Source organism: Burkholderia paludis (genome assembly GCF_000732615.1).
Classification (GTDB): domain Bacteria; phylum Pseudomonadota; class Gammaproteobacteria; order Burkholderiales; family Burkholderiaceae; genus Burkholderia; species Burkholderia paludis.
In genome coordinates this window covers 19,047-34,046 of the sequence record NZ_JPGL01000017.1, presented here as the reverse complement: position 1 = coordinate 34,046, position 15,000 = coordinate 19,047, and the positions used below count along the sequence as shown (strand labels likewise).

Genomic DNA, 15,000 nt, shown 5'->3' with positions numbered 1-15,000 from the left:
GCATCGTGCGCGATCCGGCTGCGCGGCAGGGCGAGCGGCGGCGGCTGGACGGGACGCTGTTCCACTTCAGCGACGATCCCGGCATCGGGCGGTTCGAGCCGCGGCCGTTGCGCGTTCCGGTCGATCGCGGGCCGGCGCGGGACTGGCTCAACGGCCCGCTCGTGTGGGCCATCGACGCGCTGCACAGCTTTCTCTATCTCTTTCCGCGCGAATGCCCGCGCATCCTGATCTGGCCGACGCCGCACACGTCGGCGGCCGACCGGCGCGCATGGCTCGGGACGGGCGGCGCCCGCGCCGTCGCCTATGTGGAGGAGGGCTGGCTCGAGCGCGTCGAAGCCGCGACGCTGTATCGCTACAGCCTGCCCGCGACGGGCTTCGACAGCGTCGACGAGCTGGGCATGTGGGTGTCGCGCGGCGCGGTGATGCCGGCGGCGCGCGACACCGTGCGCGATCTGCCGGCCCGGCTGGCGGAGCAGGGCGTCGAGCTGCGCAGCCTGGCGCGCCTCACGCCGCTGAAACCGCTGTGGGACACGACGCTGCACGCGAGCGGCATCCGGCTGCGGAACGCGCTGGACTGGGGGCCGCCGGGCTGGAACCATTCGACGCCGTCCTGTCCGCCCGAACCGTCGTGAACCGGCGAGCGCGGACGCGCCGGGCAATCCGGCGCGCTCAGTTCCGCGCCATCGCTTCCGTGGCCGGTGCGTCCCCCGCATCGTGCCGGCTCCACCCGCCTCCCAGCGACCGGTAAAGCGCAACGGCCGCCAGCGCATGTTCGCGCCGCGCCTGGTTGAGCGAATCCGAATCCCGCAGATACACCTCCTGCGCCGACAGCACGTCGAGGAAATCCGTCGCGCCGCCCTTGTAGAGCTGATTGGCCAACCCGAGCGCCTTGTCCGACGCGGCAAGCGCGCTATCGAGCCGCTGCGTCGCCGCGTCGGCGCCGACGAGATTCGCGCGCGCGTCCTCCACTTCCCGCAGCGCCTGCAGCATCGTCTGCCGCAATCCGAGTTCCGACTCGCGCATCCGGCTTTCGCTCTGCACGATCCCGGCCGTGATGCGTCCGGCATTGAAGATCGGGCTCGTCGCGCTCAACGCGGCGCTGAACAGGTTGTCGGTCAACGTCGGCAGCCCGAGATACGACGCGGCCAGGATCCCGTCCGTCAGGTTCAGCGAGAACTTCGGGTAGCGTTCGGCCCTGGCCACGCCCACTTGCGCCGCGCGTTGTTCGACCTGCGCATAGGCGGTCAGTACGTCGGGCCGGCGCAGCAGCGCCTGTGAAGGCAGCGTCGCCGGCGCGCCGGCCGGCGGCGCGGGAATCGCGCCGGCCTGCGTCAGCAGGAGCCGGTCGACCGACTCCGGCGTGCGCCCCGAATACACGGCGATCAGGTTGAGCTGATGCGCGATCTGCGCCCGGGTCGGAGGAATCCGCGCGTCGAGTGCGTCGAGCTGGTTCTGCGCGCGCGTGACGTCCAGTTCCGTCGACAGCCCGAACGCCTGCCGCTTGCGCGTGAGTTCGAGCGCACGCCGCCGGATCGTTTCGTTATCCTTCAGGATCTTCAGTTCCTGCTGCGCCCAGCGCAGGTCGACGTATGCGGACGCCGCATCGGCCGCGAGCGCGAGCCGCATCGCATCTTCCGCATGCGTGCTGCCGACGAGCGCGGCCTGCGCGGCGAGCAGGTCGAGCCGCTCGCCGCCGAACACGTCGGGCGACCAGCTCAGCGCCAGCCCCGCGCCGGCCTGCCGCACGTAGCCGAGCGGCGGCGGCGTGTTCTGGCGCGCATCGGCCGCATGCGCGCTTGCGTCGAGTTCCGGCAACAGCACCGCGCGCTTCTGCACGGTCAGCGCCTGCGCCTGCTTCACGCGTTCGGCGGCGGCCTGCAGATCGAGGTTGCCGTCGAGCACGGTCGCGATCAGCCGGTCCAGCACGGGGTCGTGGAATTGCGCCCACCACGCGGCGGCGTCGATGTCCGCACGCGGCACCTCGGTATCCCAGCCGTCGGGCGCGAGCGTTCGAACCGAATCCTGCAGCGCCGGATGCTGTGCGGGCTGCACCGCGCATCCGGCGGCGAGGGCGCTGACGGCGACGGCGACGAGTAATTTCTTCATGATGGCGATGGCCTCGATCTCAGTGCGCGTCCGGCGGCGGCGCGTTCAGGGTGATGGGTTTGGAAAACGCGACGGCAACCAGCGCGACGACGAAGCACAGCGACAGCGCGTAATACGCATCCGCATAGGTGAGCGTCAGCGCTTCGCGGTAGATCAGCCGGTGCAGGTTCGCGAGTCCCGCCTGCGCGGTGTTCAGCGTATTGCCCGCCACGGCCGTCCAGTACGCGGCCTGGCGATCGAGCAGCGACGCAACCTGCGGCGCGCCGGCGCTCACGTGTTCGTTCAGGCGCAGGTAATGGAAATTCAGCCGGTCGTTGAGCATCGTCGCGCTCACCGCGATGCCGATCGCGCCGCCGAGATTGCGCATCAGGTTGAACAGGCCGCTCGCCGATTTCAGCCGCGACTGCGGCAGCGAGCCGAGCGCCATCGTCACGATCGGCGGCACGCTGAATTGCTGGCCGATCCCGCGCAGCGCCTGCGGCAGCAGCAGTTCGCGCCAGCCCCAGTCGTGCGTGATCGGCGTGTACAGGTAGCAGCCGAGGCCGAAGCAGACCAGCCCGAACACGAGCAGCGCGCGCATGCTCACATGGCGCGCGGCGAACGCGTACGCACACAGCGCCAGCAACTGGAACGCCCCGACCGACAGCAGCGCGATGCCGATCTGCAGCGAGCTGAACGCGCGCACCTGCGCGAGGAACAGCGGCGTCAGGAACACGGTCACGAAGATCCCGATACCGGTCACGAACGACAGCAGGCTGCCGATCCCGAAGTTGCGCACCGCGAGCGCGCGCAGGTCGACGATCGGGTCTTCCGCGGTCAGCGCATGCACGATGAACAGGAAGCCGCAGATGCCGGAGATCCACGCGCACGCGACGATCGCGTCGTCGCCGAACCAGTTCTTGCGCGGGCCTTCCTCCAGCACGTATTCGAGGCAGCCGAGGAAGCCCGACATCAGCACGATGCCGCGATAGTCGCCGCGCCGCACGAGGCCGGGATCGGGCTGGTCGATGTGCACGTAGCGCGGCACGAGCGCGGCCACCGCGACGCCCGGCACGAGGTTCAGGTAGAACAGCCAGTGCCACGACCACTGGTCGGTGATCCAGCCGCCGATCACGGGGCCGATCGCCGGCGCGAGCGACGCGAGCGCGCCGATGGTCGTCGACGCGATCAGCCGCTGCCGGCCGGGGAACAGCACGAACGCGGTGGTGAACACGGTCGGGATCATCGCGGCGCCGAGCGCGCCCTGCAGCCCGCGAAACAGGATCATCGAGTTGATGTCCCATGCAAGCCCGCACAGCATGCTCGTGATCGTGAAGCCGACGGCCGACGCGACGAACAGCCAGCGGGTCGACATCACCTTCGACAGCCAGCCCGACATCGGGATCACGATGATCTCGGCGATCAGGTAGGCCGTCTGCACCCACGACAGCTCGTCCTGGCTCGCGGACAGGCCGCCGCCGATGTCGCGCAGCGACGACGCGACGATCTGGATGTCGAGCGTCGCCATGAAGAAGCCGACGCACATCAGCGCGAACGCGAAGACGCGCTGCCGGGTCGGTTGCGACGCGGGGTCGCCGGAAAACGCGGTGGTCATCGCAGGCTCCCGTTCAGTTGGCGTGGTCGATGTGCACGGTCACGACCGCGGACAGGCCGGGGCGGAGCACCTGCTCGAGGCCCGGCTGCGGGTCGAGATGCACGCGCACGGGCACGCGCTGGACGATCTTCGTGAAGTTGCCGGTCGCGTTTTCGGGCGGCAGCACGCTGAAGGTCGCGCCGGTCGCGGGCGCGACGCTGTCGACGCGGCCGTGCAGGCGCGTGCTCGACGCATCGAGCGACACGTCGACGCGGTCGCCCGCGCGCATCTTGCGCAACTGGTCTTCCTTGAAGTTCGCATCGATCCACAGCCCGGTGGCCGGCACGATCGTCAGCAGCGGCACGCCGACGTTCGCGAGCATCCCGACGCGGCCCGTGCGGTTGCCGACGTAACCGTCGACCGGCGAGCGGATCGTCGTGTATTCGACGTCGAGCGCGGCGACGCGCTGCGCGGCAAGCGCGGTGTTCACGCGGGCCCGCGCGTCGGCGAGCTGCGCGCCGAGCACGTCGAGCTGCCGCTTCGAGGCGAGCAGCGCGGCGTCGCTGCGTGCGACGGCCGCGTCGGCCTTCGAATAGTCGGCATCCGCGCGCTCGACGATCTGGTTCGACACGGCGTCGGATTTCACGAGTTCGCGGTAGCGCACGCGATCCGCCGCGGCACGCGTCAGCTCGGCCGACGATGCGCTCCTGTCGGCCGCCTGCTGGCCGATCACCGCGTCTTGCAACTGCTGCTTCGCTTCGAGTTCGGTCACGGCGGCGCGCGCGCCGTCCACTTCGGCGCGGGCCTGCGCGAGCTTCGCGTCGTAGTCGCGGGCGTCGAGCTGCACGAGCACGTCGCCGGCCTTCACGCGCTGGTTGTCGGTCACGAGGATCCGGTCGACGAAGCCGTTGACCTTCGGCGCGAGCACCGTCACGTCGCCGCCGACATATGCATCGTCGGTGCTTTCCTGGAAGCGCAGCACGAACAGCCAGTCGAGCGCGGCCGCGGCGAGCACCACCACGACGGCGCCCAGCGCGATGCGCATCCACGGCACGCGGCGGCGCTGCGCCGCGGGCCGGTCGGTGGTGGCTGCCTCGCGGGAGGCAGCGGCTTGGGTCGTATCCATCGATTCACCTATGTATATGCACTGATCAAGTCGATCGACGACGCGTCGTCGATCGGGGAAGGGGCGGGCCCGCGCGTGGTGCGAGCGGGCCCTAGCGTTCCGGCAGGTTGTGCGTGATCCGGAACAGTTCGTCTCTCAGGCGGGCCGCCTGCGCCGGCCCGAACCGCCGCTCGAACGCTTCCTGAGCGGCGAGCCAGTGCACGTGCGCGTCGGCGATCTTCGTTTCGCCGTGCGCGGTCAGCGCGAAGGTCTGGCGGCGGTACGGCGGCTCGATCCGGCCCGCCACCAGCGCCGCGCCGACCAGCGGCCTGAGTGCGCGCAGCAGCGCCGTGCGTTCGATCACCAGCACCGCGGACAGCGTCGCCATCGTCAGGCCCGGCCGCTCGCGCAGCAGGGCGAGGATGCTGTACTGCGACGGCGTCACGCCCGCCCGCGACAGGTAACGCTCGTAGAACTGCGAGATCCGGCGGGCGGCTTGCCGGACCGCGAAGCAATCGTCGTCGGTGAGCGTGGTCTTGTGCATGTGCACATGTTAGGGCGTGGCGCGGGGCGGATCGATGGCCGGGGCGGGATCAGATTGGTGTCGCCGTTGTACCAATCGGCGTCACGCCGCCGCCGGCACGATCCAGCCTTCGCGGTCGCAGTAGGCGGCCGTGTAGTCGATGAAGGCCTTGACCTTCGCGGGCAGCAGCGCCCGGTTCGCGTAGGCGAGCTTGATCTCGACGAACGCGTCGACGAGATCGGCGTCCGGCAGCAGCTGCACGAGCGCGCCCGACGCGAGTTCGGCCCGCACGAGCGTTTTCGGCACGACGCCGATCCCGAAGTCGTGCATCACCATCTCGCGATTGAAGACGGGGCTGTTGGACGAGATGTCGAAACGGAACGGCACGGTCAGCGTGTCGCCGTCGATGCGGAACGACAGCGCGGGCCGGCGCAGCGACGGCGACATCGGCACGAACGGATGATCGGCCAGGTCGGCCGGCGTGTCGGGGCGCGGATGCGCGCGCAGGTACGCCGGCGTCGCGACGATCACGACCGGGATCCGTTCGACCAGCCGCACGACGGTCGTTTCGCTCGTCAGCATGTACGGCACGACGATGCCGATGTCGTAGCCTTCGCCGACGAGATCGACCGGGCGCTCGGTCAGCGTGACGTCGAGGCGCACCTTCGGATGCGCGGCCTTGAAGCCGGCGATCAGCGGCACGAGGCGGTTCAGCGCGGCCGTCGTGTGCGCGACCATGCGCAGCAGCCCTTCGGGTTCGCGCGTGGGCGCCTGCGCGTCCATCTCGAGTGCGTCGAGTTCGTCGAGCACGGCCGTGCAGCGTGCGTAGATGCGCTCGGCCGTTTCGGTCAGCGACACCTGGCGCGTGGTCCGGTGCAGCAGCCGGCTGCCGAAGCGCGCCTCGAGATCCGCCACCGCGCGCGACACGACAGGCCGCGCGAGGCCGTGCATGTCGGCGGCGCGTGTGAAGCTGCGCATCTCCACCACCGACCGGAAGATCCGCAGCTTGTCGATGTAGTCCATGTCCGTCTCCTTGCGATCGCGGGGCGCCGGACGCCTCCGGCCGGCCGCCGGCTCCGTTACGGCGGAGTGTACATTGACTTTATGCATATGCACATATAAATTGCGGAGCATGAACGACATCCCGATGGGTCAAGCGTGCAACTGTCTCGCGCTGCGTCAGGCGGCGCGCTTCGTCACGCAACTGTACGAGCGCCATCTGGCCCCGGTCGGCGTCACGCCCGCGCAGTTCTCGATCATGGTGAACCTGGCGCACCGGCCGGGCCTGTTGATGAGCGAACTCGCCGACGCGCTCGTGATGGACCGCACGACGCTGCTGCGCGCGCTGAAGCCGCTGCAGCGCGACGGCTTCGTCGCGACGGCGGCGGCCGAGCGCGATGCGCGCGCGCACGCGCTGCACCTCACGAAGCTCGGCGAGCGCACGTTCGCCGAGGCGAAAGTCGCGTGGCAGGCCGCGCAGGACGAATTCGAGACGCAGTTCGGCCAGGGGCGCGCGCAGGCGCTGCGCGACGAGCTGTTCAGCCTCACCGCGCAACGCTAGGGCTGGCGGCGAACTGGATCGGAATTCAAGCCATCGCTTGCTTGAACTGCGTTCCGGAACGGGAATTGGTTTTCGGATTGTCCGGATCGGCGGCAATCTGGACAGTTTTTATTTCCAGTTGTAGAGTCCTTCGACGGGTATCACGGGCCGGCGCCGCCGGCCCGCGTCAAAGGAGCAACCGATGCTGCAGTTGAGTGACCGCGACGACGCGATGTTGCGCGGGGATTTCGGCGACGGCGTCGCGCGCGCGATGCGGATCGTCGCGCGCACGGCGCAGGTGATGTCCGCGCCGCACCTGATCGACATCACGTCCGCGCATATCGACGGCTGTCTTTACCACGGCCAGACCAGCCTCGATTTCGTCGAGTATTTCGTCGACACCGGCGCGAAGGTCGCGGTGCCGACCACGCTGAACGTCGGGTCGCTCGACCTGATCCACCCCGAGCTGTACCACGGCGACCGCACGATCCGGCGCGACGCGCAGCGCCTGATGGACGCGCATCTGCAGCTCGGCTGCGAATCGAGCTTCACGTGCGCGCCGTATCAGCTGAAGAAGCGACCCGCGCAAGGCGAGCAGATCGCATGGGCCGAATCCAACGCGATCGTGTTCGCGAACTCGGTGCTCGGCGCGCGCACGAGCCGGTACGGCGACTTTCTCGACCTGGCCGCCGCGATCACCGGCCGGGCGCCGTACGCGGGGCTCCACGTCGAAGCGAACCGCGCGGCGCGGATCGTCTTCAACGCACCGGATTTCAGCGGCCTGCCGTCGCGCGACATTCATTTCGCCGCGCTCGGCCTGGCGATCGGCAAGCTCGCGGGCGCGGTCGTGCCGGCGATCGTCGGGCTGCCGGCGGACACCACCGAGGACGAGCTCAAGGCGCTCGGCGCGGCCGCCGCCTCGAGCGGGGCCGTCGCGCTGTTCCATGCGGTCGGCGTGACGCCCGAGGCGCCGACGCTCGACGCCGCGCTGCACGGGCAGGCGGCGCGACGCACGGTCGACGTGTCGATGGCCGATCTCGCCGAGATTCGCCGCACGCTGAACCACGGCGCGGCCGGCGATGCGCTCGTCGCGGTGGCGCTCGGCACGCCGCATTTCTCGCTGGCCGAATTTCGCACGCTCGACATGCTGCTCGACGCGTTCGACGGCAAGCCGGCCTGCGATTTCTACGTGAACACGAGCCGTTTCATCCTGTGGGAGCTGGAGCAAGCCGGCCTCGCGGCGAAGTTCGCCGCGCGCGGCATCCAGATCGTCGTCGACACCTGCACGTACATCACGCCGGTGATGAAGCAGTTGTCGGGGCTCGTGATGACCAACTCGGGGAAATGGGCGTCCTATGCGCCCGCGAACATCGGCGTGACGGTCGCGTACGGCAGCATGCGCGAATGCGTGCGGTCGGCGTACGAAGGAAAGGTGCGATTCGATGACTGAAGCGACGGGCAAGCAGTGGGCGGGCGACACGCTCGTGCCGGGTAGCGCGTGCGCACGCGCGTTCGTGCTCGACAGGCCGCTCAGCTTCTGGGGCGGCTACGACTCGGGCGCGGGCCGGATCGTCGATCGCGGCCATCCGCAGGCCGGTGCGAGCCTGGCCGGCAAGGTGATGGTGATGCCGCACGCGAAGGGCTCGAGTTCGAGCAGCAGCGTGCTCGCGGAAGCGGTGCGCAACGGCACCGGGCCGGTCGGGATCGTGCTGAAGGAGCGCGACCTGATCCTCTCGATCGGCGCGATCGTGGCCGCCGAGCTGTATGCGATCGCGGTGCCGGTGGTGTGCGTGACCGACGATGTGTACGACGCGATCGCGGCCGCGCCGGGCGACGTGCGGATCGAGGCGGCCGGCAGCGATGGCGGCGCGCGGATCTATCTGGACGACGCGCCGGCCGCCGCCGGTTCCGCCAGCGCGCCGGCCGCTTCCCGGTAGGCGCTGGGCGTTTGCCCGGCCCAGCGCCGGAACGCGCGCGTGAAGTTCGCCGGATCGGTGAATTGCAGCCGCTCGGCGATCGTCTTCAGGTCGAGATCCGATGCGGCGAGCAGTTGCTTCGCGTCGCGAAACCGCGCTTCGTCGAGCAGTTGCCGGTAGCCCGAACCGGCTTCCTCCAGCCGGCGCCGCAGCGTGCGCGTCGACACCAGCAGTGCATCCGCCAGCCTGTCGGGCCCCGGGTAGGCGCCTGCGGTGCGCGCCAGCTCCGCGCGCACGCGCTCGACCAGATCGCCTTCCTCCTGCCGCACCTGCGCATATTCGCGCTCGACCTGCACGAGCGCCTGCCGGTGCGCGACTTCGTCGGCGAGCGGCAGCGGCCAGTCGAGCACGTCGCGTGCGATCCATAGCGCGTTCGCCGCGCAACCGAATTCGACCGGCGGCAACGTATCGCGATAGCGCGCGAAATACGCGGGCTCCGGCCACGCGAAGCGCAGCGCGATCGGCGGCGACGCGCGCCCGGCCCATTGCGAGATGTTCTGCGCGAGCCCCGTCAGCACGAATTCGAACATCACGTGGTGCTGCAGCACCGGGCTCGCCTGCACGCCGTGCAGCTCGAGGGTCGCGCCGCGTTCGTCCTCCGCATAGGTCAGCCGATATTGACGGTTGCGCATGCGGAAGTAGCGCTGCGTGACCGCCAGCGCCTCGCGGATGTCCCGCGCGGTCAGCGTCGCATAGCCGAGAAAGCCGTGCACGGTCGGCTTCAGCAGCAGCCCGAACGCGAGCCCGATGCCCGGATCGCCGCCGATCTCGATCGCGTTGAGCACGAGCCGCCCCCATTGCGACGGCGCGACGCGCGCGTCCGGCTCGGCCAGCACCGCGTCGCGCAGGCCTGTGCCGGCGCGCACCGCGGCAAGGTCGACGCCGCGCGCGGCCAGCGCCTGCAGCAGCAGGCGCGTATAGGCGACCGGAATCGTCGGCCGGCGCAGCCCGAGGCGATCCTTGGCAAGGGGGGAGGTCATGTCTTCTTGGCCGGAAATGACAAGCATTATGGCTGTTTGCCCCCTCACGTTCAAGGCGGCGCGCGCCTACGATGGCAGGCATTGCTTATCGGCGCGACCATCATGACAACACCCTTTCCCCACCTGCTCGCTCCGCTCGATCTCGGCTTCACGACGCTGAAGAATCGCGTGCTGATGGGCTCGATGCATACGGGCCTCGAGGACAGCCGCAAGACGCTGCCGCGGCTCGCCGCCTATTTCGCCGAGCGCGCGCGCGGCGGCGTCGGCCTGATCGTGACGGGCGGTTTCGCGCCGAACGTGGCTGGCTGGACCAAGCCGTTCGGCGGCACGCTGATGACGTCGGGCGCCGCGCGGCGGCATCGCGAGATCACGGACGCCGTGCATGCCGAGGACGGCAAGATCGCGCTGCAGATCCTGCATACGGGCCGCTACGGCTATCACCCGTTCGCGGTCGCGCCGTCGAAGATCAAGTCGCCGATCTCGCCGTTCGCGCCGCACGAGCTGAGCGCGCGCGGCGTCGAGCGGCAGATCCGCGCGTTCGTCCGCTGCGCGACGCTCGCGCGCGAAGCCGGTTACGACGGCGTCGAGATCATGGGCTCCGAGGGCTACCTGATCAACCAGTTCATCTCGATGCATACGAACAAGCGCACCGACCAGTGGGGCGGCGCGTACGAGAACCGCATCCGCTTGCCGATCGAGATCGTCGAGCGCACCCGCGAAGCGGTCGGCCGCGATTTCATCCTGATCTACCGGCTGTCGATGCTCGACCTGATTCCGGACGGCAGCGACTGGAGCGAAACCGTGCAGCTCGCGAAGGCCGTCGAGCGCGCGGGCGCGACCCTCATCAACACCGGGATCGGCTGGCACGAGGCGCGCGTGCCGACGATCGCGACGTCGGTGCCGCGCGGCGCGTTCGCGTGGGTGACGAAGAAGATGAAGGGCGAGGTCGGCATTCCGCTCGTGACGACCAACCGGATCAACCGGCCGGAAGTGGCCGAGCAGATCCTCGCGGACGGCTGCGCGGACATGGTGTCGATGGCGCGTCCGCTGCTCGCGGATGCCGAATTCGTGGTCAAGGCCGCGCAGGGCCGCGCCGACGAGATCAACACCTGCATCGGCTGCAACCAGGCGTGCCTCGATCACGCGTTCAAGAACCGGATCGCGTCGTGCCTGCTGAATCCGCGCGCGTGCCACGAGACGGAGCTGGAATACACGCCCGCGGCGCAGCCGAAGCGTATCGCGGTGGTCGGCGCGGGGCCGGCCGGGCTCGCGTGCTCGACCGTGCTCGCCCTGCGCGGCCATCGGGTCGACCTGTTCGACGGCGCGGCCGAGATCGGCGGCCAGTTCAACCTGGCGAAGCGGATTCCGGGCAAGGAGGAGTTTCATGAAGCGCTGAGCTACTTCGGCCGGCAGATCGCGCTGACCGGCGTGAATCTGCACCTGAACCGCCGGGTCGACGCGAGCGACCTGATCGCGGGCGGCTACGACGAGATCGTGCTCGCGACCGGCGTCTCGCCGCGCGACCCGAAGATTCCGGGGCAGGACGGGCCGAACGTGCTCAGCTACATCGACGTGCTCGCGGGCAGGCAGCCGGTCGGCCGGCGCGTCGCGGTGGTCGGCGCGGGCGGGATCGGCTTCGACGTCGCCGAATATCTGGTGCAGGACGGCGAGTCGCCCGCGCTCGACCTGGACGCGTGGAAGGCCGAGTGGGGCGTGACCGACCCGGCCGCGACGCGCGGCGGCGTGACGCGCGCGCAGGTCGCCGCGCCCGCGCGCGAAGTGACGCTGCTGCAGCGCAAGGCCGCGCCGCTCGGCAAGGGGCTCGGCAAGACGACCGGCTGGATTCACCGCGCGACGCTGAAGATGAAGCAGGTGACGATGATCGGCGGCGTGAACTACGAACGGATCGACGAACGCGGGCTGCACGTGTCGTACGGCGAGCAGCGCACCGATCACGCGCTGATCGAAGCCGACACGATCGTGCTCTGCACCGGGCAGGAGCCGCAGCGCGCGCTGCTTGCGCCGCTGCAGGCGGCCGGGCGCCCGGTGCACCTGATCGGCGGCGCGGAACTGGCCGCCGAACTCGACGCGAAACGCGCGATCGACCAGGGCTCGCGGCTGGCGGCACGGCTGTAACGCGCGGCCCCCGGCAGGTTCGTTCCGGCGTTCGTCGCGCGGCGCTGGCTTGCCCGCGCGACGGCGCGCAGTGTGCGATCCGGCGCGCCGGCCCGCCCGCACGGGAGCGCGGCGACGGGCATGGGCACGGGCCGCACGAGCCTGCTGCGCGGCGGCGCGCCGCGAGCGGCCGGCGCGGCTCAGCCCGCTTCGGCGCGCTCTTCCTCTTCCGCATCGAGCATCGCCTTGACGATCAGGTAGACGGCCGGCAGGTCGTCGTCGTCGCGACGCCAGTCCACCGGCTCCTCGGTGTCCGAGGCGACCAGCCGGCTGTCGCGCAGCCGGATGAATGCGTCGACGACGGTCGGATCGTTGCGGTTCAGGAAGCCGGCATTCGAGAAGGCCAGCTCTTCGACGTTCAGCAGCGCCTGCCAGCTCATCGTGCGGACGGCGGCGGGGTGGGTGCGGCGCCGCAGGCCGAGCGCCCGCTGCGCGGGGCCGCCGACGACGCGCTGCAGATCGACGACCGCCCGCTGCGCGGCGCGCTCGAAGTGGACGGGATTGAAGCCGGGTTGCTCGGGATCGAATGCGGATGACTGGAACATGGTCGCCTCACTAAAGACCGTCTCGGGATGACGGAATTCGGGTCAAATGACGCAGAAACACTGTAAATATATACAGTGATCGGCGGACTTTCAAGCCCCTGGCGACAGCAGATGTCAGCCGCCCCCCCGCGGCCGGGCGGATCAGACCGATGCCGAGATCGTTTCCCGCAACCAGCGGTGCGCCGGATCGCGATGCACGCGTTCGTGCCACAGCATCGACATTTCGTAGCCGGGCACGTCGACCGGTGCTTCCACCACGCGCAGTGCGGGCACGTCGCGCACCAGCCTCTCGGGCAGCATCGCGACGAGGTCGGTGCTGGCGACGGCCGACATCACGAACAGGAAATGCGGCACCGACAGCACGACGCGCCGCGTCGCACCGACCTGCGCGAGCGCGTCGTCCGTCACGCCGAAGAAGCCGCCGCCGTCGGGCGACACGATCACGTGCTCGAGCGCGCCGAACTGCGCGAGCGTGGGGCGCCGCTTCAGCTTCGGATGACCGGCGCGCCCGACGAGCACGTAGCGCTCGACGAACAGCGGCCGGCGCCGCATGCCGGGCGGCGACCCCTCGGTCGTGTGGAACGCGAGGTCGATGCCGTTTCGTTCGGCATCCTGTTCGATGCGCGGCGGCACGAGCTCGACGACGGCGAGCCGCGTACCCGGTGCGGCCGACCGCAGCGCGTTCAGCGCGGGCAGCACGATCGTCGATTCGCCGTAATCGGTTGCGGCTACCCGCCACGTGTTCGTCGCGGTGGCGGGATCGAACGGCGTGGCGGGGATCACCGCGCGCCCGATGGCTTCGATGGCGTCCCGCAACGGCTCGCGCAGCGCTTCCGCGCGTGCGGTCGGCCGCATCCCGCGCGGCCCCGGCAGCAGCAGCGGATCGCCGAACACGTCGCGCAGTTTCTGCAGCTGCACGCTGACCGACGGCTGCGACATGCCCAGTTTTTCGGCGGCGCGCGTGACGTTGTGCTCGGCGAGCAGCACGTCCAGCGTGACGAGCAGGTTCAGGTCGAGTCGCCTGAGATTGTTCATGGCTATACCTGGCATATCGGGAATTCATTTCAAATATACCGGTGGAAGCGGCATCCTGCAGTCATTCAATCGACGGAGTACCGAACATGAATGTGCTGATCGTTTATGCCCATCCCGAGCCGCGTTCGTTGAACGGCGCGTTGCGCGACTTCGCGGTCGCGCATCTCGAGGCGGCCGGCCATGCGGTGCAGGTGACCGACCTGTATGCGATGAACTGGAAGCCCGTGCTCGACGGGCGCGATGCGACCGATCGCGCGCCCGGCGCGCGTTTCGATCCGTCGCTCGATTCGCGGCGCGCGTTCGCGGCCGGCACGCAAAGCGCCGACATCGTGCGCGAGCAGGACAAGCTGAAGTGGGCCGACGCGGTGATCCTGCAGTTCCCGCTGTGGTGGTTCTCGATGCCGGCGATCATGAAGGGCTGGTTCGAGCGCGTGTATGCGTACGGCTTCGCGTACGGCGTAGGCGAGCATTCCGACACGCGCTGGGGCAATCGCTACGGCGAAGGGGCGCTGGCCGGCAAGCGCGCGATGGTGGTCGTCACGGCCGGCGGGTGGGAGTCGCATTACAGCGCGCGCGGCATCAACGGGCCGATCGACGACGTGCTGTTCCCGATTCAGCACGGGATGCTGTATTACCCGGGTTTCGACGTGCTGCCGCCGTTCGTGATCTACCGGACGGGGAAGATGGACGACGCGCGCTTCGGCGAGACGCGCGCGGCGCTCGGCCGGCGTCTCGACGCGCTGTGGACCGCACAGCCGATTCCGTTCCGGCGGCAGAACGCGGGCGACTACGAGATTCCGGCGCTGACGCTGAAGGACGGGATCGCGCCGGGCGAGGTCGGGTTTGCCGCGCATCGGGTCGCGTGACGGGCGCCGGGTATTCCGACGCGGGGCGACGCGGGCCGGCCCGGTCGAAATGAAAGCGACGCGGGCGGCCTGCGTGACATCGCCGGCCGCCCGTGTCGTGCCTCTTGAGGCCGCGCGTGACGGCCGCGATTCACGCCGGTTCAGCGATCGTCTTCCCGCACCGACGACGGATGCCGGCACAGCGCCCGCACGTCGAGTTCCATGTACGGGAAGAGCGGCAACTGGCTCAGCAGGTCATGCAGTTGCTGCACGCTCTCGACGTCGAAAACGCTGACGTTCGCATAGCGCCCGGCGATCCGCCACAGATGCCGCCAGATCCCTTCGTTCATCAGCCGCTGGCACATCGCCTTTTCTTCCGCCTTCAGCGTCGCGGCCTTGACCGGGTCCATGTCCGTCGGCAGACGGACGGTCATTTCCACATGAAACAGCATCCTGCGCTCCTTGTGTTGTCGATGCGCCGAACGGTCGGGCCGCCCGGGCCGGCGTAACGTCGTTTCGCGGTGCGTCACGCGGTTCCTCGTGCGGAGGGCAATCGAAGCCGATCGGCGCGAACGGTCCGTCGACGTCGTACGGCTT

The 15,000-nt window shown here is 69.6% G+C and carries 15 protein-coding genes; 6 read left to right on the top strand and 9 right to left on the bottom strand.

Annotated features, from left to right (window positions below; genetic code table 11):
- Positions 1-5: 5 nt before the first annotated feature.
- Positions 6-632, top strand: a complete 627-nt coding sequence (locus tag GQ56_RS0112590) for a DUF6886 family protein (RefSeq protein WP_200877986.1) — start codon at positions 6-8, stop codon at positions 630-632.
- A gap of 37 nt (positions 633-669) precedes the next feature.
- Here the strand turns inward: GQ56_RS0112590 and GQ56_RS0112585 are convergent, their stop codons facing one another.
- From GQ56_RS0112585 to GQ56_RS0112565, 5 genes are all read right to left on the bottom strand, one after another.
- A complete protein-coding gene (locus tag GQ56_RS0112585) occupies positions 670-2,106 on the bottom strand; it encodes an efflux transporter outer membrane subunit (RefSeq protein ID WP_031398991.1) in 1,437 nt (478 codons plus the stop codon).
- A gap of 19 nt (positions 2,107-2,125) precedes the next feature.
- Positions 2,126-3,700: a DHA2 family efflux MFS transporter permease subunit gene (locus tag GQ56_RS0112580; protein ID WP_031398990.1), complete on the bottom strand. Its 1,575-nt coding sequence runs from the start codon at positions 3,698-3,700 to the stop codon at positions 2,126-2,128.
- A gap of 13 nt (positions 3,701-3,713) precedes the next feature.
- Entirely contained in the window at positions 3,714-4,805 is a 1,092-nt protein-coding gene (locus GQ56_RS0112575; RefSeq protein ID WP_031398989.1) for an HlyD family secretion protein, read from the bottom strand.
- Positions 4,806-4,896: 91 nt separating this feature from the next.
- Positions 4,897-5,328 carry a MarR family winged helix-turn-helix transcriptional regulator gene (locus GQ56_RS0112570; RefSeq protein WP_031398988.1) on the bottom strand — a complete coding sequence of 144 codons (432 nt, stop codon included), beginning with the start codon at positions 5,326-5,328 and terminating at the stop codon, positions 4,897-4,899.
- An 81-nt stretch (positions 5,329-5,409) separates the two neighbouring features.
- The gene (locus GQ56_RS0112565; RefSeq protein ID WP_031398987.1) at positions 5,410-6,330 is read right to left on the bottom strand and encodes a LysR family transcriptional regulator; all 921 of its coding nucleotides are present in this window, start codon (positions 6,328-6,330) and stop codon (positions 5,410-5,412) included.
- A 109-nt stretch (positions 6,331-6,439) separates the two neighbouring features.
- Here GQ56_RS0112565 and GQ56_RS0112560 point away from each other — a divergent pair, with 109 nt between their 5' ends.
- The 3 genes from GQ56_RS0112560 (at position 6,440) to GQ56_RS0112550 (ending at position 8,784) form a co-directional block, all read left to right on the top strand.
- Positions 6,440-6,868: a MarR family winged helix-turn-helix transcriptional regulator gene (locus GQ56_RS0112560; RefSeq protein ID WP_031398986.1), complete on the top strand. Its 429-nt coding sequence runs from the start codon at positions 6,440-6,442 to the stop codon at positions 6,866-6,868.
- A 181-nt stretch (positions 6,869-7,049) separates the two neighbouring features.
- A complete protein-coding gene (locus GQ56_RS0112555) occupies positions 7,050-8,297 on the top strand; it encodes an aconitase X (RefSeq protein ID WP_031398985.1) in 1,248 nt (415 codons plus the stop codon).
- Complete coding sequence (locus GQ56_RS0112550; protein WP_031398984.1) at positions 8,290-8,784, top strand: aconitase X swivel domain-containing protein; 495 nt, start codon at positions 8,290-8,292, stop codon at positions 8,782-8,784. The genes GQ56_RS0112555 and GQ56_RS0112550 overlap by 8 nt, the downstream gene beginning before the upstream one ends.
- Here the strand turns inward: GQ56_RS0112550 and GQ56_RS0112545 are convergent.
- Positions 8,724-9,830 (bottom strand): AraC family transcriptional regulator, encoded by a 1,107-nt coding sequence (locus GQ56_RS0112545; protein WP_052007252.1) that lies wholly within the window; start codon positions 9,828-9,830, stop codon positions 8,724-8,726. The genes GQ56_RS0112550 and GQ56_RS0112545 overlap by 61 nt on opposite strands.
- A gap of 75 nt (positions 9,831-9,905) precedes the next feature.
- Between GQ56_RS0112545 and GQ56_RS0112540 the strand changes: the two genes are divergently transcribed.
- A complete protein-coding gene (locus GQ56_RS0112540) occupies positions 9,906-11,939 on the top strand; it encodes an NADPH-dependent 2,4-dienoyl-CoA reductase (RefSeq protein WP_031398982.1) in 2,034 nt (677 codons plus the stop codon).
- Between the two features lie 179 nt (positions 11,940-12,118).
- On the opposite strand, the gene GQ56_RS0112535 is transcribed toward GQ56_RS0112540, so the two are convergent.
- Together GQ56_RS0112535 and GQ56_RS0112530 are read right to left on the bottom strand one after the other, a co-directional pair.
- Positions 12,119-12,523 (bottom strand): DUF2471 family protein, encoded by a 405-nt coding sequence (locus GQ56_RS0112535; RefSeq protein WP_031398981.1) that lies wholly within the window; start codon positions 12,521-12,523, stop codon positions 12,119-12,121.
- A gap of 141 nt (positions 12,524-12,664) precedes the next feature.
- Positions 12,665-13,558 (bottom strand): LysR family transcriptional regulator, encoded by an 894-nt coding sequence (locus GQ56_RS0112530; protein WP_031398980.1) that lies wholly within the window; start codon positions 13,556-13,558, stop codon positions 12,665-12,667.
- An 86-nt stretch (positions 13,559-13,644) separates the two neighbouring features.
- On the opposite strand from GQ56_RS0112530, the gene GQ56_RS0112525 reads away from it, so the two are divergent.
- The gene (locus GQ56_RS0112525) at positions 13,645-14,424 is read left to right on the top strand and encodes an NAD(P)H-dependent oxidoreductase (RefSeq protein ID WP_031398979.1); all 780 of its coding nucleotides are present in this window, start codon (positions 13,645-13,647) and stop codon (positions 14,422-14,424) included.
- Positions 14,425-14,564: 140 nt separating this feature from the next.
- On the opposite strand, the gene catC is transcribed toward GQ56_RS0112525, so the two are convergent.
- Positions 14,565-14,855, bottom strand: coding sequence for a muconolactone Delta-isomerase (gene catC, locus GQ56_RS0112520; RefSeq protein WP_031398978.1), 291 nt, complete (start codon positions 14,853-14,855; stop codon positions 14,565-14,567).
- Positions 14,856-15,000: the final 145 nt, after the last annotated feature.